Consider the following 20,526-nt stretch of genomic DNA (forward strand, 5'->3'; position numbering starts at 1 on the left):
TCGGGTTTTTTATTGGCTTAAGATTAGCTCTTATCTCTTGTATTCGTTTTGACTTTTAAGTACTTTCATTCTACCAAAGAAACATAGAGTTCCAAAAGTTCATGAAAACATTCTTTATTACCTTAATTGCCGGCCTATTTTTCCTTTCTTGTCAAGATGCAAACAAAACATCATTTCCATTAGCAGACGGTGTTTCATTAGAATTGGCGAACTATAGAAAAAGTCAAGTTTCAAATGTTCATTATGAACTTGATTTTGAAATCCCAAGAGAAAAAACAGAACCAATTCCTGCCAAACTAGTTCTTAGCTTTTCAATAGCTAATTTAGATGCACCTGTATATATTGATTTTAAAGAGGATACTTCCAATTTAAAATCCATTAAAACCAATAATAAAAACACCACTATTGTTCATGAGCTAGAACATATTGTAATAGCTCCTAAGCATCTCAAGATCGGTGATAATACGGTAGCGATTGAATTTATCGCAGGTGATACATCTTTAAATAGAAATGATGATTACCTATATACACTTTTGGTTCCAGATCGTGCACGGACGCTTTTCCCATGTTTTGACCAACCTAATATAAAAGCCACCTATCAACTATCCATAGTGGCTCCAAAAGATTGGAGCGTTTTATGTGGTGCACCAGAAATAAGAAAAGAAGAAAATACCAATAGTATCACGCATTATTTTGACAAAACGGACCAAATGAGCACTTACCTGTTCTCTTTTGTTGCAGGCGAATTTAATTCTTCCCATCAAAATCCTGGTGCGTTTGATATGAATATGCTTTATAGAGAGACGGACGAGGATAAAATCGCTTTCAGTACGAACACTATTTTCGACCTACATCAACAGTCTTTAACATTTTTGGAAAACTACACGAATTTTAAGTTTCCGTTTCAGAAACTAGATTTTGCAACGATTCCCGGTTACCAATACGGCGGAATGGAACATGTGGGTGCTATTCAATATAAAGAAAGTGCATTATTTCTTGATGAAACTGCAACTGAAAATGAAAAGCTTAGAAGAATTAAACTCATAGCACACGAAACAAGTCATATGTGGTTTGGCGATTTGGTTACCATGGATTGGTTCAATGACGTTTGGATGAAAGAGGTATTTGCCAATTTCATGGCGGATAAGATCGCTAATCCCGCCTTCCCAGAGGTAAACCATGACCTTGCCTTTATGACCACACATTATCCAAGGGCATATAGAGAGGATAGAACTAAAGGCTCTAACCCCATACGCCAGGAATTGGATAATCTTAAAAATGCAGGTTCTCTATACGGCAGCATTATTTATAGTAAAGCCCCCATAATGATGCGGCAACTAGAACACGTTCTAGGAAAAAAAGCTTTTCAGAAAGGTGTACAAGAATACATTAAAACCTATAGTAACGGCAATGCTACTTGGAACGATCTTATTACCATATTTGCCAATAACACGGAGTTTGATGTTGAAAAATGGAGCGAAGTATGGGTAAACGGTGCTGGCCGTCCTATATTTCATGAACAAATCGTGTATGACTCCAATGATAATATTATGTCTTTTACTATCAACCAGACCGCAGAGGACGATAGTTACCGCATATGGCCCCAAACTTTTGATATTAGCTTAGTCTACAAAGATAGTTTTGAGACTATTACTGTAGATATGAATACAAGTAGTGTAGAGCTTAGTGAAGCCGTAGGCAAATTAAAACCCTTATCCATTATTTATAATTCTAATGGTATGGGGTATGGTATTTTTCCCTTGTATAATATCAAAAGCGAGGAAGCTCCTAAAATTGAAGATGACATTGCTCGTGGATACGTTTATATTAACAGCTACGAAAGTGCATTAAACGGTTTAATTGAACCAAAAAATTTACTGGAATTTTACAGAGAAAGTCTAGCCGTTGAAAACAATGTACTCTTAACTAATCTCCTATCCCGTTATATTAACAACCTTTTTTGGAAATACCTATCTCCTGAGGAAAGAAATAGGTATCAGCCTCTTTTGGGAGATATGCTATGGTCTCAATTGCAGATGGAGATGCCAGCTAATCTTAAGAAAATACTGTTTTCAACTTTTCGTTCTATTGCTTTTTCAGAGAAATCAAAAGCTCAACTATACAAGGTTTGGCATAAAGATCATATAATTCCGAATTTGAAACTCAATCAAGATGATTATACCAGTATGGCAGAAAGTCTGGCCATTTTTAAACATGATGACTATGAAAACATCTTAGAAACCGCCAAGCAGTCTATTAACAATCCGGATAAGCTGGCTGAATTAACTTACTTACTGCCTTCACTATCAAATGATGAAAAAGTTAGAAATAAATTCTTTGCATCTCTAAAGGACGAGAAAAACCGGCAGAAAGAATCTTGGGTATTAAATGCGTTAAGCAACCTTAACCATCCGTTACGGACAAATTCTAGTTTAAGTAATCTAAGGGCGAGTTTAGACCTATTAACAGAAATTCAAAAAACAGGTGATATTTTCTTTCCTAAAGGGTGGTTAAACAACACTATAGGAAAGCACACTTCTGCCAAAGCCTATGCCATACTCAACGAATTTATAGATGAAAACCCTAGATTAAAACCGACGCTTAAGAGCAAATTATTACAAGCTTCGGATGACCTTTACCGAGTACATACGTTAAGCGAAAAAGAAGATTTGGGCCCTACCGACTAAGATTACCTGGGGAATATTACAATTAAAAAGAGCCCTTTTAAAGGGCTCTTTTTGGTTAATTTATGATATCACCTATCTACTGTAATTAGGTGATTCTTTTGTAATAGTTACATCATGCGGATGGCTTTCATTGATCCCACTAGCAGTAATCTTAACAAAACGACCATTTTCTTTTAAAGCATCAATGTCTTTTGCACCACAGTACCCCATTCCTGCACGAAGACCGCCAACAAATTGGTGAATACTCTCGTAAAGTTCTCCTTTGTAAGGTACACGACCTACAATACCCTCGGGAACTAATTTTTTAATATCATCCTCTACATCTTGGAAGTAACGGTCCTTACTACCTTGCTTCATAGCTTCTACTGAACCCATGCCACGGTACGATTTAAACTTTCTTCCTTCGTATATAATTGTTTCTCCTGGCGATTCTTTTGTTCCCGCCAATAATGATCCTAACATTACAGTGTCCGCCCCCGCTGCTATTGCTTTAGGGATATCTCCAGTGTAACGAATACCACCATCTGCAATTACTGGAACACCAGTACCTTTTAAAGCTGCAGCGACTTCCAATACTGCCGAAAATTGTGGAAAACCAACTCCTGCTACCACCCGTGTTGTACAAATTGATCCTGGTCCTATACCAACTTTTACGGCATCTGCACCAGCTTCCACCAAATATTTAGCTGCATCTCCCGTAGCGATATTACCAACAATGACATCTAAATCCGGAAACTTCTTTTTAACCTCTTTCAATACTGCAACCACACCTTTAGTATGACCGTGAGCCGTATCAATAACTACGGCATCAACACCTGCATTTACTAGCGCTTCTGCCCTATCTACGGCATCTGGAGTAACCCCAATGGCAGCAGCCACCCGAAGTCTACCGTACGTATCTTTGTTTGCAATTGGTTTTTGAGTTAGTTTGGTGATATCTCTAAAAGTAATAAGACCAACTAATTTGTAGTTATCATCAACTACAGGAAGTTTTTCAATTTTATTTTCCTGAAGAATATCTTCTGCCTGAGCTAAGGAGGTTCCTTCACTTACCGTTACCAAATTCTTAGTAGTCATTACTTCAGAAATAGGACGATCATTGTTTTTTTCAAAACGAAGGTCCCTATTGGTTACAATACCTATTAGTTTTCCTTCACTATCAACAATAGGAATACCGCCAATACTAAATTCCTTCATATTCGCTTTTGCATCACTAACAACCGAATTTAAAGGTAAAGTAACAGGATCTATTATCATACCACTTTCCGCTCGTTTTACTTTACGCACTTTTACCGCTTGCTGAGCAATACTCATGTTCTTGTGAAGCACCCCAATACCTCCTTCTTGCGCAATGGCAATAGCCATACGAGATTCGGTAACCGTATCCATCGCAGCAGATACAACCGGTACATTTATAGTGATGTTACGTGTAAATTTTGTTTGGATATTAACTTCTCTGGGCAGTACTTCAGAAAAAGCTGGTACTAAGAGTACGTCATCATAAGTGAGACCTTCTCCAACAATTTTATTCAGGTGGGCTTCCATAGCAATTAATGATTTAATTGCGTGCAAATGTAGTGAATTAAATTCTTTATATCCTTATAATCAATACTCGTTTGCCACTAAAATAAATCCTACTGAAATTACAGACATAAGCACGGGGAAATATCTTTAAATACAATTAAAAAACATTACGGTTTTTTATAGATTGGTGAGAAAATCAAAATGGGAACGTACTGTATAACTACAGTTTAATTTGAAGCGTTGTATAGATTGTTCTCGGCTCAGACGGTATAATACCGGGCCCTGGGTAGCCCGTAGCCCTTCTGGTAAAATATATATTATCTAAAAGGTTATTGACACCCGCTTCTAGTTTCCACTTTTTGTAGGTATACGAGAGTGAGAAATCCAAAATATCATAAGAAGGAATCTCTCCTTCAATACCTCTTTGGTTATCGTTTACATCTTGTAAAGCATTCGTAGCATCCGTAAATTGTTTATCAAAATAAGTGTACTGCAAGCTTCCCAATAGATTTCCATAACCAAAGTTTAACCCAGTCTTAAGGTTGACCTTAGGTATAAACTCCACTTCATTACCTTCTACATTGTTACTTTCAGAAGAAAGGTATTTAGATTGTGTTAAAGCTACATTAGCAAAGTAATTCAACTTCATTTTTTCAAGCTGAGGAAAGAAAGTTTCCTTAACACTCCAATTAGCAAAACTTTCCAGACCATATATAAAAGCGGTTCCGATGTTTCCCCTAGCTCTTAACAACCTTCCTGTTGCCACTTCTTCACCTGCGGCATTAATCTGTGTTTCTTCTTTCAATATCTCCCCTAACCTATTGTCATAATAAAGGCCGTAAACACTTACATCGTAAGATAATACATCCTTTAGTCTTCCCCTAGCCCCAAGATCAGCCGTAAATCCGTCTTCATCGGATATATTAGGGTCCACTTCAAAAGAAGGGTTCACAACGCGGATATCACTAAAAGTTACAGACCTATAATTCTGCGAAAAATTACCATATAGCTCTACACTAGGTGACACTTTATAAGTAGCTCCTAAACCCAAAAGTAAAAAGGTTCGTTCAAAAACATTATTATCTTGTATTTCCCTATTAGATAATGGATTGTTGGCCAAGTCCAAAGTTATTTCGCGATAACTACCAATACTTTCTGTTTTAATATGCTCTAATCTAAAACCGGGAGTTATAGCCAATCTATCCGAAAGATTAAAAATATTTTCACCAAATAAAGCCACATTAAAATTTGGGAAATTGAATTCAGATTGCCTTTCATAATTAGGAAAACTAGTATCGGCAAAAGTAAAATCCGCGTCTTTAGCGGCAGAACCCGGGCCTTGTCTTTGATCGTTATCCGTCTTATAATATTTTGCGCCCAGTAATAAAGCAGATTCTGTACCAGCTAGGCTATATCTTGTCAACACTCGCGCTTCAGCTCCATAATTGCTGAAATCATCAACTAACAATTCCCTTGGCTCAGTTAAAACATCATCTTGAGAAACCCTGTTGGTCCGGAAACCCAAGGCTCTACGAGAGGCATTCAGGCCAAAAATATTAAGACTAAAATCGGTTTTGCGTGAGAATGCGTGATCCAAACGAAGTGAATACAAACGCCAATCTACCTCAAACCAGTTTCTATCCCGATTGCTAAAAGTAGGGTTTTCGTAAAATTGTGCATCCGTAAGACCACCTGGCTGTTTCGCCAAATAGTTCATAAACGTGGTTTCTAACGTAACTTTTGTTCTATCCGTTATCTCATAGCCCAAATGCGTAAAATAGTTCTTGCTATTAAAATTAGAATTTGGCCGAAAACCATTTCCATCCTTATAATTGAAATAAGTGTAATAACTGAATTTACCAACCGTACCACTTAAACTATTGAAACTAGTAAACAAATCATAAGAACCAACGGTCTGGCGTGAAATGAGTTCTATTTCTTTATTAGGATTCGGTTTTTTGAATTTAAAGTTTATAAGACCTCCAAATTGAGAACCATACTGCAAGGAAGCGGCACCACGTATCACTTGAATTTCCTCTAGCGCCTCGGCTGGTGGAGTATAATAACTTTCTGGGTAACCCAAAACATCCGCACTTATATCATACCCATTCTGGCGGGTGTTAAAATTAGCCGTTCTATTGGGATCCAGCCCCCTACCTCCAATATTTAATTGCAAACCGGCATCACCATTATCATAGATATTAAGCCCTACAACCTGACTATAGATTTGTCTTGCGTTATTGGCTGCCAAATTTCCCGTTAGGCCCTCTAACAAAACAACTTCTGTCTTTTTTCCCGCATAGATTGCTGTGCCTTCTACTTTTTTAAGCTGTTTTAAGGCGAAAACTTTTTCCCGCTTTTCAGTTAGAACGACCTCTGAGAGTTGTTGTGATTTTATACGCTGAAGCTGAACATTAAGATTAAAGGTGGATTCAAAAGTTAACTCCTTTTGATATACATCATATTCAAAAGCAAAAACCACCACGGTATACTTACCGCCTTGAATATTGGTAAACTCAAAACGCCCCTCTGAATCTGCAGTTCGCAAAAGTTGAAGTTCTTTTAAGTATACTTCGGCATCTTCTACTGGGTTGCCCTTTTCATCCGTTACTTTACCTGAAATGGTAAGCTGCGCAAAGGCTGAAAACGAGGTTAAGAATACTATGAGTATGATACTAAATTCCCTTAATTTCATCAGTAAAAGGTATTATCCATTTTTTGTGTTCAAATGACTCCTGCACTTGGCCAAGGTCTACTTCTGGGTCTATATAGGTTGTACTTAGTCTTCCGTTTAAGGCCACTCGGCTATCCACGAATATTTGTACGTTTTTATGTCCGTCCCTTTCAAAATGGGCTTTTAAATAATGTGCATATTCCAAAATAAAATCCGGTTGAAAGGACATTTGTTTTTCTTGAAACGGCGTCAAAAAATCTGAATTATCTATGTAAAACCACTTGCCAGAATCTTTACTTACCACTTTAAATTGGGCATAGCCAGACTTTTCCATCAGCATAACTCGCCAAGAAAACCGATAGCCTTCTTCAGTCCAAAACAATTCTCCCGGGTACCCCAAATACCGCCAGGGCATTAGCAATTGAACTACAAAAAACAAAGTGATTACACCTAGTTTGAAATTTGTTTTAAGGTTTGGAGCTGTCTCTAGGCTTAGGCCATTATCAAATAAATTGCCAGGTATTTGTAAAAGACCGCTCAAATAGCCTAAAAGCTTATGATGTAATGAGGAGTCAAAAAATATTAATGTAGATATAATCATAACATAAGGAAACATCCCTATAGGAAATAGCACTCGTGTCATTACATGAAAAACAACCACCGCTGCAAAAGCATACGGTCGTGTTTTTTTATACAGCAATAAGAATGGAATTGCCAAATCATAACCGGCGCCAAACCAACTAAAAGCGTACTGCATCCATTCTTCATGTAAAAACGGACCTAAAAGTGGTGTATCAAATTTAGAAGGTAACCAGATTTTTAAAGGCATGGCTTTTAAAAGCCAATCAGAATTTAGTTTAGCCAAACCTGCATAAACATATACTATTCCCAACAGGAGTTTAATTCCGTTAATAGTCCAAGCAGGAATCCTCTGGAATGCTTTTTTAGGGTGATATTTTGCATCCAAAGAAAAATACGCATTGGCAGGTAAAAAAATCATCAAAAAACTAATTAGGCTTATAAAATAGTAGTGATTGAGATAGGTGGTCTTATCCATCAATTCTATATAAGTAAAACTGAAAAAGAACGTTAGAATCGCAAGTTTGTACTTATATCCTAAGGCCACAAAGATGGCGGAAAGGCCACAGATAATAAATATGAGATACGTATAAACACCTAAAGGCTTCACCCATTCAAAACCGTAATACGAGAAGAAAAACTCAGGTTGAATGTATAATTTATCAATCCATCCATAGCTCCAAAACCTTATGATACTCAGTAACATCATCAGACCAAATAAAATACGAAAGACCGCCAAAGGGGCGGCCTCTACAGGGGCTGATATATATTTACTGATTAGACTTTTCATTTTCTAGTCGCCATCCGCATCAACAAAATCAATACTTACGCTCATGGCAGAAACCATATCCACTTTTAAAAGTGGAACAATACGTTGCACCTCATCATAGGCCAGCAACATATTGGTAGGAGGCACATTGTTTTCTATTTCTTCACGAAAAGGTGCTAGTGCCGTAACCTTGGTTCTAGCTAAATCAAACTGGTCATTAATTAGTTTCTTTAAATCATCACCATCTTTTACCGTGTTCAAAGCATCTAAATAAGAACCCAAACTTTCACCAGAAGTACTTTTTCCATAGTGTACACCATTAAAAAAATCCTGTACCGCATCTAAACCTTCCAAGAACAATTCATTGGAGATATCTGCTTTATAATACGCCTCTACGTTCTGAGGAAGTACGGTTTCCGAAAAGGCTCCAACTGGAATTCCCATTTTACCCGCTCTCAAAAATTTCTCGTAATAAAAAACATAATCGTTAATAAAGCGATCTACGGATGCCGTTGATGAAGCACCATTATTAGCCACGAACGTATCTCTATAGCCCGACTCCCATTCTGCAAGAACACCTGTCGTTAGCGTTACCATATCGGTAATAACATCTTCCGTATAAGCTATTAAATTCTCTTTGTCAGCTCCGTTGTAATTTTCTAAAATGGCCTCATCCGTTTCTCCTAATCCGTTGATTACGTAATCTAAGGCAGGAAAACCTTTTGCATCCCTATTAGATGCCAATGCCAAATCATAAGTTCCAGAAGTTATATAACCATCTATTTTATCCGTATCAGAAGGATAAATATTCATATTTAACCGAAGACCAACTGTTTCTGCGGGACCTATTTCAAACATGGAAACTTTTTGCCAAATTTTATAAGCAGACAACCATGAGGCTCTTAAGGCTACAAAATTAGCTTCATTAGAATCAGTTTTAAAGGTGTCAAAAGAGGTTTGCAAATCAGTCATTTCACTTGAAAACGCTTTGTATGAAGGAAGGATAATGTTGTCTGCCCAATTGGCCAGCATAGGTCCTCGTTCAAAACTTACAGGTTGGGGCTTTGGGTCTATCGTTCCATCATCTGTTGGATCCGTACCTCCATCAGAACTACACGCCCAAATCATTGTTGCCACAAACACAACGGTAAAAAACCTCTTCATACCTTATTTTTATTTATTCTAAGTAAGCAAAAGTATAAAAAGCAGCCTGTTATATCCTAACAGACGCTGCTTTTTTTCAACACTTAAATTCTAATTCTTTCTGCAAGTAAGATTATTCAGCAGCTTGGACTACAGTAAAATCAAATTCTTCTGCAATATCCTCAGAAATTTCGTCAATAGTATTTGCTGTAACGTCCCATAGTCCGTTTTCACCTTCCATCAATTCTTCCAAAAGTTCATTGGACTCCTCTTTGGTAAGGTATGGGGCATCGGTACCAGGCTTACGAGTAAACCGTAAACTGTAAATGAAACCGTAAGCTTCTGAAAGTGCGTGAAATGCACTACCATAATTAGGTGTTTCCGCAGCTAAAGTTACTTTGGCCTGTTGCAAATAGTAAATACCTCTAACAGCAATGACCTGTGATATTTTTGCTCTAATAATTTCAGCTTGTGCATCGCGAACATCGTAGTCACCAGAAACAATTGCAGCACGACCTAATTTAAAAGCCTGGAAAATCTCATCTGCAATACCGGAAAAATCTGAATCTTCTTCCAACTTACCAATGTACTCGTTCAAAAATTTATCAGCACCCAAATCTGCATTCGGATTTGAAGCATCGGCATTAAGTCCGTAAACATAACCATAAGCTTCATCCCACTTGTGCTCCATATTGGTATAGGTCTTACCCTCTAATACCGTACCTGCATCATTATCTGCACGACTAGTACCTTCATCCAATACTGCTGTACTTAGGTAATTGTTCAAAGCCTGATCGGTCATCAAAGCCCCAATCAATCCTTTAGCGAAAAGTTGATTATATTCTAGACCTTCGGCATTTACATATCTTGTTTTTTCACCATCCGCTAATTGACCTGCAATACCAGCTTCAGCAGCCACTTCCCAGTTTGTAAATACTTCAGTAACCTGTCCTTCTATCCATGACTCAAACTCTGTACGGATAAGGGTTTGATCTGTGGTGTTTGTAGAAAAGTAATCTACAGAAGCAGCAGTTTTACTTCGCAAATTCTTATCGGAGGCATTTAAATCTGAATCTTCAAAATCTGCAGCTCCCTCTTCATGAGCGTACATAGCTTGTAATGTCTCTACTGTATTAGTATTGGTCGTAAAACCTCCTAAGAGCTCCTGTGCCATCAATATACGAGTGGTCTGACCACTAAAACTAACAGTTGGTTCTCCTTCTCTTTCAAAAGAGTAACTGGCCGGATTTTCTATCTCAATAGTATTGACCATTTCTGTAGCGTCATCATCAGAACTACATGATGTTAGAAATGCTGTAGAACCAATGGCTATTGTAAAAAAGAATTTTCTCATTATAAAGCTTTAATTTATTTAGACTTGATTTAAATAAAGCGCAAAACTAAGACATGAGATTTAGCTGTGCAAGATTATTTTTATTAAATCTAAATAATATCCATTATGATATCCACCCTGTTCATCTTGCCTCTATTCTCAATAATTCGAGAACAGTTAAATATTTTATTTTTAATTAATCTAAATAAAAATACTATTTTTGTTATGAGAAGATTTCTAAACATTTTTAACCCCAAAGAAAACCAGATTATATTTATGGAAGACATTAACCCTATTTATCATAATCCATTTGGCGTAGCATTTCAATGGAAAAGAAGTACAACAAGAGACACTGGCAAAATTCAAATTGTTTTTAGGGATACCGGACTACTACTAACCCACAATGAACTTGAAAAGTTTCAAAAAAATATTGAATGTACTATGAAAAGTAATACGCCTTGCGTAGAGTGCCACCAACATGACACTTGCAGGTCGTTACTTTTGGATACACCTGCTCCACAAATAACTTTGGCCATGAATTCGCAGGAACTAAATGCTGTCCAAGATTTAATAGATGGCACCTTATTTCAGTTAAATCTAAATACGTATTTAGATAAAATGTGTGGTAACAAAGATGATTAATGGTATTTTAAGAACAACTCTGTAGCCTTGTTGTAAGCAGCTTCAAAAACCATCCAATTAACACCGGCATCCGCTTTTTCAGCAGTAAAATAAGAAAGCATTTTCTCGGTAGGCATGTTCCCTGTAAGTTCATCTTTTGCCATTGGACAACCTCCAAAACCTTGTACGGCACCATCAAATCGGCGGCATCCGGATTTATAAGCAGCATTTACCTTTTCATGCCATTTGGCAGGTGTTGTATGCAAATGTGCCCCAAATTCAATATCCGGGTATCTAGGAATCAATTCCGAAAACAGATATTGGATTACATCTGGAGTAGAAGTACCTACGGTATCTGAAAGCGATAAAATTTTAGCCCCCATACCGCTTAACTTTTCTGTCCATTCACCTACTATGTCCACATCCCAAGGATCTCCATAAGGATTTCCAAAACCCATAGATATATAGGTCACCACCTCTTTCCCGGAAGCATCGGCAATGTTAAGTATTTCCTGAAGGGTTTCTACAGATTGATCTATAGTCTTGTGCGTATTCCGCATCTGAAAATTCTCGGAAATTGAAAAAGGGTATCCTAAATATTGAATCTCAGGATGCTCGGATGCATCTTGTGCGCCCCTAACATTAGCCACAATACTTAATAGTTTACTTTTTGTTTTAGAAAGGTCCAATTTTGATAGTACCTCTGCAGTATCTACCATTTGTGGAATTGCTTTAGGAGAGACGAAACTACCAAAATCTATGGTATCAAAGCCACAACCCAATAAAGCTTGAATGTATTTTACCTTTTCATTGGTAGGTATGAAAGGTTTGATGCCTTGCATGGCATCTCTAGGACATTCAATAACCTTAACCTTTTCTATCATGAAAATTAAATTCTAAACAGGCAGTTTAAACTACCCCTTTAACTACTCAAAATTAGCATTATTTATCCGATACTAGAATATAGACTGCAATGCCAATAAACACAATGATTTGCAGCCATTTTAGATAAATCCCTGCCATTAAATTATTCTTAAAATAAACCGAAATACTACCGGATAAGATGGCAATAAGACTAAAAACAATGAATGAGATAAACATAAATAGAAATCCCAGTACATAGAACTGCACCATGGTACTTATCTCTTCACTAAATAGAAAACCAGGAAAAAATGCCAAGAAAAATATGGTGACTTTTGGATTTAGTACATTCATTATAAAACCTTGCTTAAACAATTGCCAAAGTCCTTTCTTAGGCACGGCTCCTTCTGTTAAATTTAAAGAACCACTGCTTCTAAAAACCTTAAAGGCAAGATAAAAGAGGTAAATAGCGCCCAAAACTTTAATTCCAAAAAAGAGGGTTTCGCTGTCTTTAATGATTATAGAAACCCCAAAAGCCAATAAGCTAGTATGCACCAAACAACCAGAAATAAGACCGGCTGTGGTTGCTAATCCATATTTCTTACCATTTACAAGACTCTGCATCAACACATAAATGTTGTCTGGACCCGGCGAAATGGACAAAGCCATAGTGGCCAACATAAAAGTGTAAAGTATTTCGTAATTAACTGTACCCAAATTCCATTTTATTTTAAGTATAAATCTTAGGTTCTAAAATTTTCTTCTGGAAACCTTAATGTGTGCACTAAAGTAACTACTCTTTTTTATATCTTGTCACAAATTCAGGTTTCAACAAAATCCAATTTTTATGTTCTGAGTTTTTAGCTGGTCGCAATTTCCCCTCCTGTCAGGCCATAAGAGTAATTGCATCAAAAAAAAATATGACATGAAACAAAGTCACATTACATTCACTTTGAGTTTAGTTTTGGTAGCGCTGCTTTTAGTAGCCTTTGAAATCAGAAGTGAAACCAAACCAATATCAGAAACTTTCATGCAGAAAGATAGCCTGTTACGTCATGTAGTGTTGTTTAAGTTCAAACCAGACACATCAAAAGAAGATATAAAAAAAGTTGAAGAGGCATTTACTGCATTACCTTCTAAAATTCCGCAAATAGTAGGTTACGAATGGGGACTGAACAATAGCCCTGAAGGTTTAAACGAAAGTTTCACACATTGCTTTTTTCTGACTTTTGAAAGTGAAGAAGACCGTGCTATTTATTTACCTCATCCAGACCATAAAGCGTTTGGTGAAGTTTTAGGTCCGCATTTAGGTGGTGTACTTGTTGTGGACTATTGGGCTAAATAAAATTGACTTCCATCTTATAACCTCTCCTTATTTTTATTGCATTACCTCTCAAGAATAGCTTTATTTATTCTTTTTATCAAACCTGGCCCTTCATATATAAAACCAGTATATAATTGAACAAGGTCCGCCCCTGCGGCTAGCTTCTCTAAAGCGTCTTCTTCAGAATGTATTCCTCCCACACCTATTATAGGAAAAGCCTTGTTGCTCTTTTCTGCCAAGAACCGAATTACCTCTGTACTTCTTTTAGTCAATGGTTTTCCGCTTAGTCCGCCCATTTCTTTGATTAGTGACTCTTCAGATTTTAAATCCTTACGTTCAATAGTGGTATTAGTAGCTATAACACCGTCAATTTTAGTATCGGCTACTATGGCAATAATATCTAATAACTGGTCGTCCGTTAAGTCAGGAGCTATTTTTAGAAGAATGGGCTTTTCTTTTTGTTGCTTCTGCGAGGCCAAATTTGTATTTTCTTTTTTCAGATTCAACAAAAGAGCAGTCAAAGGTTCTTTGTCTTGAAGCTCCCGGAGTCCCGGAGTATTTGGAGAACTTACATTTACCACAAAGTAATTTACATGGTCAAAAAGTGCATTAAAGCAAATAAGGTAATCCGAAACGGCATCTTCATTGGGCGTTACTTTATTCTTGCCAATATTACCCCCTATAAGCACTTTATGTTCTTTCTTTAAGCGCTCCACCGCATCAACTACGCCCATATTATTAAACCCCATACGGTTTACAATGGCTTGGTCTGGCTTTAACCGGAACAATCGTTTTTTAGGGTTTCCCGCTTGTGGTTTTGGTGTAAGCGTTCCTATTTCCACAAAACCGAATCCAAAATTAGAGAGCTCATTGTACAGCTTGGCATCCTTATCAAAACCTGCGGCCAGACCTACAGGGTTTTTAAATTTTATACCGAAGACTTCCTTTTCTAAACGTGGGTCCTCTATCTTATAAATAGCTCTGAACACCCCGGAAAAACCAATTTTACAAAGAAAACGAACTAATGAAAAAGTAACATGATGGGCCTTTTCCGCATCTAGCGAAAAAAGTAACGGTTGAAGAATAGACTTATACATGAGCGCGAGTAGAGTTTGCGCAAAAATACAAACTTAGCCCTAGTATGGGCACAACTTCTTACTATTTTTAAAAACGGAAAGGCAATGAAAAAATTGATAGTCAAACAACTACTTTTTATTCATCCTCCACAGGAATTTCATAGCTTTTAGGCACTACTCGTATAGGTATCCGTATGGCCTCATTACAAAGCTGAAGATAACGTTCATATTGTTTCATATTAAAAACTGATAATAGCTCCTTATCACTGTCATATGCCGCTTGCACTAATTGTTGCTGAAGCGCTTTATACTTTTCCGCCAACTTAATAAGATCTTCTTCTGTACTCTGCGGGTGTTGCGCCAACAGTTTTTCTATCTGCTCCTCTAGACTTTTGGTCTTCACGGATAATTCCCCTTGCAACGCTTCCATAGTACCAATTTGTTCCTTATTTAATTGAAAAATGGTTTTAATGGTTTCACTATTCTTCCCTCCGATATCCAAGGTGCAATTTTGGGCATATCCAACAGAAAAAAACAGTAAGAATACTAATAGACTATATAATTTTCGCAACATGCTTTTCTATTTAAAATTTGTTTCCGTTTATATAAACAGCAATTTAGTTGAAAAATTATGTTTCCTCCGTGTACGACATCTTAATATAAAAAAGACCGCCCTTTCGGACAGTCTTTCTTCTAATTTTTAAAATTCTAATTTTTTATTTTAATGTGAAATTCACTCTAGCGAACAAAAACCTACCTCCTATACCAAACTGCTGTGCTCTACGAGACCAATCAAATCGTCCGGAACTTCTATTATTGAATTGGTCTTCAGCCCTATCCGGATAGATATCAAGAAGGTTGTTAGCTCCCAAAGTTAAGGTTAAAGCATCTGTTGCTTTATAACCAATAGAAAGATCCGTAACAATCTTGGTACCAAAAACCTGTTGATTTTCTACTACAGTTGTAGCTTCAGTAACTTCTCCAAAATACACATTTCTCAAGAACATGATCCACTTATCCGAAGTAAGACTATTAGAAAGATTAAGCTTTGTACGGGGTACAGCTTCTTCTAAATACACTCTACTATCCTCTGGAAAATAAGTATCTACTAAACCTGCGTTTTCCAACACTTCGGAAGAGTTGATATCTCCTATTTGGTTGGTTTTTGAAAAGGTTCCCGCCAAATCGGATTTCAACCGCCACTTATCGCTTAGATTAGCATTATGGGTGATAACCACATCCAATCCACGTGACTCTGTATTGATAGCATTTGCAAAGAAAGAAGCTGCTGTTGCGTTGGCCTGACTTAACAGATTATCCAATTCCGTTCCTGTTCCCGGGCCTTGAAACTGTCCTGTATATACTACTCTATCATTAATCTCTACATAGTACCCATCAACTGTAATAGTCAAATTCGCATCTGGAATTTTAGCAGTAAGTCCTAAACTAACACTACTTGAAGTCTCTTCTTTTAATTCTGGAATACCTAAAAGTTTAGCAGCTCTACTATCATTGGCAAAAGTACCCACCTCTTGCGGATCGCCGTTCTGATCAAAAATAGTCGATGTAGAATTAAAGTTAATCTGATGTAAAGAAGGTGCTCTAAAACCCGTGTTGGCAGCGCCTCTAATATTTAGGTTATCCGAAATTTTATAACGGGTTGCCAATTTAAAATTAATGGTAGAACCAAAATCACTATAATCCTCAAAACGCGTTGCGAAACTCGCTAAAAATTTTTCCGAAAAATCTGCTTCTATGTCTATATAACCGGCAACGCTACTGCGACCACGCGACAATTCGTTATTAGGACTAAAACCTGGGAAAACTTGAGATCCTCCTGGTCTTCCATTACCGAAAAAGTCCTGAGATGCTTGCTGCGACGCCAAAGTAATACGCTGACCATCTGCTGTATACTGAGAATATGATGCCTCTTCACCTGCTTCAATATCATAATTTTCAACACGATATTCCGCACCAAAAGCTACGTTTACCCCAGACATGGCATCCTCAAAAAAACGTGTAACATCTAAATTTGCGGTGTTTTGAGCGAATGAGAATCCACCTGCATCAAAAATAGTAGGTGATGCATTCTGCATAGATGCATTAAACGTGTTTCCAATAGTGTAAAGGAAAGAGTTCTTTCCATAGGTATTGCTCAAATCAACATCCCACTCATTGATTGTACCTTTAATACCAACAGATAATGATCGATCTTTTATGGTTGAATTAATTTCAGGCAAAAATCCATTATTATAGGCTGGAGTAAAAGTTCTACTTTGATTGGGCAAACGATAAAAACCTGCCGAATTACCTGTTCTAGAACTGATACCTGCAAAAGAGTATACTTCCGTACCATTATCATCCAAGGGTAAGGAGAAATTGGCAAAAATTCTACCTCCACGTAAAGCAGATTGCCCAACTCGCATATTATAATCGCTTCTTTGTTGCCCTCTAGCAGCGAGTTCAGCATCTGTAGCATCAGCAGATAATATAGGCTGAAGCTCGGTTTTTGTGGTTGCTCCATTTAGGTTAATTCCCGCTTGGTTGGCATATTGAATAACATCAGTTACATCATCATCCAACAAATTAGTCAAATTATAACCATCGTTACCAGCAAAACGTTCCACTACGTTGTACTGGTTAAAAACCTCTCCTTCCCATTCTTTCATTCTGCCATACGCTTGACGCACATCAAAATCACCGGAAAGATTCAAGAAGCCTCCATTTTCTCCCAAAGGAACCCCATAACTAGCCGCTACGTTGGTTGTTGCTCCATCTACCCCACCTGTTTGGTCATTTGCGTTCTTAGAGAAATTAGCGCCACTGGTGACGGTCATATTCAATTCATTCACACTTTTATTCAATACAATATTGATAACCCCGGCAATGGCATCAGAACCATATTGGGCCGCTGCACCATCCCGTAATACTTCTATTCTTTGAATGGCTGCTGCTGGAATCGCATTTAAATCCGTACCAACACTACCACGCCCAAAAGTTCCGTTTACGTTAATCAAGGAAGATGTATGCCTTCTTTTTCCATTAATCAGTACTAATACCTGATCAGGACCTAAACCACGCAAAGAAGCAGGATCAACGTGATCCGTACCATCTGAAATAGTTTGGGTGTTAGATGTAAATGACGGTGCCACATAATTCAAGATTTGGTTCAAATTTACTTGAGGAGCAACATTATTAAGTTCCTTCATATCTATTACATCTACCGGAACCGTACTTTCTGTAGCTGTTCTATTAGGGTTACGAGAACCTACGATAATTACTTCTGATAATGCAACGCCAGACGCCAACTGTATACGCATTCCGCCAGCCTTAGCAACAACTTCTTTCTTTTCGTATCCTATGTAAGAAACAACCAGTTGATCTCCAACCTCGGCATCAATTGCAAATAAACCATCAAAATCTGTAGTGGAACCAGTGGTTGTTCCCTTAATTACCACTGATGCACCGGCTAAAGGGCCGCCGTCTTCATCTAATACCGTCCCGGTTATTTGGGCACTGGCAATACCTATTGCACTCAAGAAGAGCGCATAGCACAAAAAACATTGTTTTTTCATAATCATAAGTTTGAGTTAATTCCATGAGAAGTTAAGTAATTTTTAAGATTTATGTAAGAAAATCACTTAAAACATAATCTAAAAAAAGTCGATTTGTATGTAATATGTCCATTTTTGTACTTTTGGTTTAAAATAAAAATAATGCAAAATATCATTGATCGTTTTTTGAGATACATTAAGATCGATACTCAAAGCGACCCCAATTCAAAAACCACTCCCAGTACTGAAAAACAGTGGTATTTAGCAGATTTGCTTGTTGAAGAATTATTAGAGATAGGAATGGAGGAGGTTTCCATTGACAATAAAGCTTATATCACAGCTACCCTACCCAGCAATACAAATGCTAACTTACCAACCATAGGTTTCATCTCTCATTTTGATACGTCTCCGGATTTTTCAGGAACTAATATCAATCCCCAGATTATTGAAAACTACGATGGTAAGGATATTGTTCTGAACGAGCGAGAAAACATTATACTTTCCCCAGAATATTTTGAGGATTTATTACAATACAAAGGTCAAACTTTAATTACTACGGACGGCACTACACTTCTTGGCGCCGATGATAAAGCTGGTATTACCGAAATTATTACTGCCATGGAATATCTGTTGGACCACCCAGAAATCAAACATGGTAAAATAAGAATTGGTTTTACGCCAGATGAAGAAATTGGTCGTGGAGCCCATCATTTTGATGTTGAGAAATTTGGTGCAGACTGGGCCTACACTATGGATGGTAGCCAGATTGGCGAACTGGAATATGAAAACTTCAATGCCGCCAGTGCCAAGGTGATCATTAAGGGGCGAAGCGTACACCCTGGTTATGCCAAGAATAAAATGGTAAATGCCATTAGTATTGCCAGCGAATTTTTAGAAATCCTACCTCCAGAAGAAACACCCCAGAACACTTCCGGTAGAGAAGGCTTTTTTCATGTACATCACATAAAAGGCGAAATAGAGCATGCAGAATTTGAATTAATCGTACGTGATCATGATAAAACCTTCTTTGAAAACAGGAAACAATTACTTCAGGATATTACGGACAAACTAAATGATATACACGGCGATTGTATCAGCATAGAAATAAAAGATCAGTATTTTAACATGCGTGAAAAAGTAGAGCCTGTTTTTCATATTGTAGAATTGGCTAAAGAAGCCATGGAAGCCATGCGTGTAACTCCAATTATTAAACCAATACGCGGCGGAACAGACGGTTCACAACTGAGCTATATGGGGTTACCATGCCCTAATATATTTGCAGGAGGACATAATTTTCATGGAAAATATGAATATGTACCTGTAGAAAGCATGATCAAGGCTACAGAGGTTATCATCAAAATATGTGAGCTGGCAGCCAAAAAAGCAAACTAATAACAAAAGCTTATCTTTAGGAAAGAGACGATGTAAAAACCTCTTTCTATGGATGCATTAGAAAAAACAGAGTTTTATTACTCAGAAGAGCACCACTTTAAAACCGGTATTGCCCTTCTGCGAGATGTTGTACTTAAGACAGATTTAGTAGAAACGTATAAATGGAACTTCCCAACATACACCATAGGCAGGAAAAATGTTCTAGCAGTTTGTAAATTCAAGCATCATTTTGGAATTTGGTTTTTTAACGGAGTTTTCTTGAATGACCCCCAGAATGTGCTTGATAATGCACAAAAAGGAAAAACCCAAGCTATGCGCCATTGGAAGTTTTATTCCAATACAGATGTAGATCAAATGAGCGTCTCTGCATATATTAATGAAGCCATAGAAAATCAGAAAAAAGGAATGGAGCTTCCAAAAAGTCCCAAAAGAAAAACTAGAGAAGTAATTATTCCTTCTGAATTGAAGAAAGTTTTCAACTCGCAACCAAAGACCAAAACCGCCTTTAATAAACTATCGCCTTACAAACAAAAAGAATACACCGAGTATATTGCAAATGCTAAACGCGAGAAGACCAAAGCAGCAAGGCTAGTAAAAATAATACCAATGCTACTCGAGGGAAAAGGACTGAATGATTTATATAGATAGAAAATTCACAAACCCTTCCTTTAACGGAGCTTAGAAGCTATTTTATTACAGCATGGGTAATTTTAAACAATTTTGATAATTGGCGGTAATGATCTTTTTTTATAAGCTTCTTAAATTTTCCTCTTGCATCGTCCCAGTAGATAATAATTACCGGTTTAGAAGGCCACATTTGCCATATAAGATAGCAAAGCTGCATCATAACCGACTTTTATAGGTGTATTTAATTTAGCATAATCTCTACTTTCAACAGCTTCAACATTTTTTTTGGTGTGTAAAATCCTATCTGCTTGCTTTACCCTTATCATAGGATACTTCCGGTACATTGTTCAAGTTATTTATTG

16 protein-coding genes are annotated in these 20,526 nt (G+C 37.2%); 5 read left to right on the top strand and 11 right to left on the bottom strand.

Going from position 1 to position 20,526, the window contains the following annotated elements; translation table 11 throughout:
- Positions 1 to 101 precede the first annotated feature (101 nt).
- Positions 102 to 2,687 (top strand): M1 family metallopeptidase, encoded by a 2,586-nt coding sequence (locus tag KO521_RS10155; RefSeq protein ID WP_215939814.1) that lies wholly within the window; start codon positions 102 to 104, stop codon positions 2,685 to 2,687.
- A 72-nt stretch (positions 2,688 to 2,759) separates the two neighbouring features.
- Here KO521_RS10155 and guaB read toward each other — a convergent pair whose 3' ends face one another.
- The 5 genes from guaB to KO521_RS10180 form a co-directional block, all read right to left on the bottom strand.
- A complete protein-coding gene (gene guaB / locus KO521_RS10160) occupies positions 2,760 to 4,232 on the bottom strand; it encodes an IMP dehydrogenase (protein ID WP_215939815.1) in 1,473 nt (490 codons plus the stop codon).
- A 199-nt stretch (positions 4,233 to 4,431) separates the two neighbouring features.
- Complete coding sequence (locus KO521_RS10165; RefSeq protein ID WP_215939816.1) at positions 4,432 to 6,906, bottom strand: TonB-dependent receptor; 2,475 nt, start codon at positions 6,904 to 6,906, stop codon at positions 4,432 to 4,434.
- Positions 6,887 to 8,254 carry an HTTM domain-containing protein gene (locus KO521_RS10170; protein WP_215939817.1) on the bottom strand — a complete coding sequence of 456 codons (1,368 nt, stop codon included), beginning with the start codon at positions 8,252 to 8,254 and terminating at the stop codon, positions 6,887 to 6,889. The genes KO521_RS10165 and KO521_RS10170 overlap by 20 nt, the downstream gene beginning before the upstream one ends.
- Before the next feature lie 3 nt (positions 8,255 to 8,257).
- Positions 8,258 to 9,397, bottom strand: coding sequence for an imelysin family protein (locus tag KO521_RS10175; protein ID WP_215939818.1), 1,140 nt, complete (start codon positions 9,395 to 9,397; stop codon positions 8,258 to 8,260).
- Positions 9,398 to 9,509: 112 nt separating this feature from the next.
- Positions 9,510 to 10,730 carry a DUF4856 domain-containing protein gene (locus tag KO521_RS10180; protein ID WP_215939819.1) on the bottom strand — a complete coding sequence of 407 codons (1,221 nt, stop codon included), beginning with the start codon at positions 10,728 to 10,730 and terminating at the stop codon, positions 9,510 to 9,512.
- A 204-nt stretch (positions 10,731 to 10,934) separates the two neighbouring features.
- Here KO521_RS10180 and KO521_RS10185 point away from each other — a divergent pair, with 204 nt between their 5' ends.
- On the top strand, positions 10,935 to 11,351 hold the full coding sequence (locus KO521_RS10185) for a hypothetical protein (protein ID WP_252730002.1): 417 nt from the start codon (positions 10,935 to 10,937) through the stop codon (positions 11,349 to 11,351).
- On the opposite strand, the gene KO521_RS10190 is transcribed toward KO521_RS10185, so the two are convergent.
- Entirely contained in the window at positions 11,348 to 12,214 is an 867-nt protein-coding gene (locus KO521_RS10190; protein ID WP_215939820.1) for a hydroxymethylglutaryl-CoA lyase, read from the bottom strand. The two genes, KO521_RS10185 and KO521_RS10190, sit on opposite strands and share 4 nt — an antisense overlap.
- A 58-nt stretch (positions 12,215 to 12,272) precedes the next feature.
- The gene (locus tag KO521_RS10195; protein WP_215939927.1) at positions 12,273 to 12,872 is read right to left on the bottom strand and encodes a LysE family translocator; all 600 of its coding nucleotides are present in this window, start codon (positions 12,870 to 12,872) and stop codon (positions 12,273 to 12,275) included.
- Positions 12,873 to 13,116: 244 nt separating this feature from the next.
- Here KO521_RS10195 and KO521_RS10200 point away from each other — a divergent pair, with 244 nt between their 5' ends.
- Positions 13,117 to 13,536: a Dabb family protein gene (locus KO521_RS10200; RefSeq protein WP_215939821.1), complete on the top strand. Its 420-nt coding sequence runs from the start codon at positions 13,117 to 13,119 to the stop codon at positions 13,534 to 13,536.
- 41 nt (positions 13,537 to 13,577) lie between these two features.
- Here the strand turns inward: KO521_RS10200 and KO521_RS10205 are convergent, their stop codons facing one another.
- From KO521_RS10205 to KO521_RS10215, 3 genes are all read right to left on the bottom strand, one after another.
- On the bottom strand, positions 13,578 to 14,612 hold the full coding sequence (locus KO521_RS10205) for a quinone-dependent dihydroorotate dehydrogenase (protein ID WP_215939822.1): 1,035 nt from the start codon (positions 14,610 to 14,612) through the stop codon (positions 13,578 to 13,580).
- A gap of 115 nt (positions 14,613 to 14,727) precedes the next feature.
- Positions 14,728 to 15,165, bottom strand: coding sequence for a hypothetical protein (locus KO521_RS10210; protein WP_215939823.1), 438 nt, complete (start codon positions 15,163 to 15,165; stop codon positions 14,728 to 14,730).
- Between the two features lie 142 nt (positions 15,166 to 15,307).
- On the bottom strand, positions 15,308 to 18,166 hold the full coding sequence (locus KO521_RS10215; RefSeq protein WP_215939824.1) for a TonB-dependent receptor: 2,859 nt from the start codon (positions 18,164 to 18,166) through the stop codon (positions 15,308 to 15,310).
- 141 nt (positions 18,167 to 18,307) lie between these two features.
- On the opposite strand from KO521_RS10215, the gene pepT reads away from it, so the two are divergent.
- Both pepT and KO521_RS10225 read left to right on the top strand, forming a co-directional pair.
- On the top strand, positions 18,308 to 19,537 hold the full coding sequence (pepT, locus tag KO521_RS10220; RefSeq protein ID WP_215939825.1) for a peptidase T: 1,230 nt from the start codon (positions 18,308 to 18,310) through the stop codon (positions 19,535 to 19,537).
- Between the two features lie 48 nt (positions 19,538 to 19,585).
- Positions 19,586 to 20,185 (top strand): YdeI/OmpD-associated family protein, encoded by a 600-nt coding sequence (locus KO521_RS10225; RefSeq protein WP_215939826.1) that lies wholly within the window; start codon positions 19,586 to 19,588, stop codon positions 20,183 to 20,185.
- 155 nt (positions 20,186 to 20,340) lie between these two features.
- Here the strand turns inward: KO521_RS10225 and KO521_RS10230 are convergent, their stop codons facing one another.
- On the bottom strand, positions 20,341 to 20,508 hold the full coding sequence (locus KO521_RS10230) for a hypothetical protein (RefSeq protein ID WP_215939827.1): 168 nt from the start codon (positions 20,506 to 20,508) through the stop codon (positions 20,341 to 20,343).
- Positions 20,509 to 20,526 lie beyond the last annotated feature (18 nt).

Source organism: Zobellia uliginosa (genome assembly GCF_018860745.1).
GTDB classification, from domain to species: Bacteria; Bacteroidota; Bacteroidia; order Flavobacteriales; family Flavobacteriaceae; genus Zobellia; species Zobellia uliginosa_B.

Excerpts from the sequence above, each read along its gene's own strand:
- KO521_RS10155 (WP_215939814.1), top strand. The coding sequence starts at position 102 with ATGAAAACATTCTTTATTACCTTAATTGCCGGCCTATTTTTCCTTTCT.
- guaB (WP_215939815.1), bottom strand. The coding sequence starts at position 4,232 with ATGGAAGCCCACCTGAATAAAATTGTTGGAGAAGGTCTCACTTATGAT.
- KO521_RS10165 (WP_215939816.1), bottom strand. The coding sequence starts at position 6,906 with ATGAAATTAAGGGAATTTAGTATCATACTCATAGTATTCTTAACCTCG.
- KO521_RS10170 (WP_215939817.1), bottom strand. The coding sequence starts at position 8,254 with ATGAAAAGTCTAATCAGTAAATATATATCAGCCCCTGTAGAGGCCGCC.
- KO521_RS10175 (WP_215939818.1), bottom strand. The coding sequence starts at position 9,397 with ATGAAGAGGTTTTTTACCGTTGTGTTTGTGGCAACAATGATTTGGGCG.
- KO521_RS10180 (WP_215939819.1), bottom strand. The coding sequence starts at position 10,730 with ATGAGAAAATTCTTTTTTACAATAGCCATTGGTTCTACAGCATTTCTA.
- KO521_RS10185 (WP_252730002.1), top strand. The coding sequence starts at position 10,935 with ATGAGAAGATTTCTAAACATTTTTAACCCCAAAGAAAACCAGATTATA.
- KO521_RS10190 (WP_215939820.1), bottom strand. The coding sequence starts at position 12,214 with ATGATAGAAAAGGTTAAGGTTATTGAATGTCCTAGAGATGCCATGCAA.
- KO521_RS10195 (WP_215939927.1), bottom strand. The coding sequence starts at position 12,872 with ATGTTGGCCACTATGGCTTTGTCCATTTCGCCGGGTCCAGACAACATT.
- KO521_RS10200 (WP_215939821.1), top strand. The coding sequence starts at position 13,117 with ATGAAACAAAGTCACATTACATTCACTTTGAGTTTAGTTTTGGTAGCG.
- KO521_RS10205 (WP_215939822.1), bottom strand. The coding sequence starts at position 14,612 with ATGTATAAGTCTATTCTTCAACCGTTACTTTTTTCGCTAGATGCGGAA.
- KO521_RS10210 (WP_215939823.1), bottom strand. The coding sequence starts at position 15,165 with ATGTTGCGAAAATTATATAGTCTATTAGTATTCTTACTGTTTTTTTCT.
- KO521_RS10215 (WP_215939824.1), bottom strand. The coding sequence starts at position 18,166 with ATGAAAAAACAATGTTTTTTGTGCTATGCGCTCTTCTTGAGTGCAATA.
- pepT (WP_215939825.1), top strand. The coding sequence starts at position 18,308 with ATGCAAAATATCATTGATCGTTTTTTGAGATACATTAAGATCGATACT.
- KO521_RS10225 (WP_215939826.1), top strand. The coding sequence starts at position 19,586 with ATGGATGCATTAGAAAAAACAGAGTTTTATTACTCAGAAGAGCACCAC.
- KO521_RS10230 (WP_215939827.1), bottom strand. The coding sequence starts at position 20,508 with ATGTACCGGAAGTATCCTATGATAAGGGTAAAGCAAGCAGATAGGATT.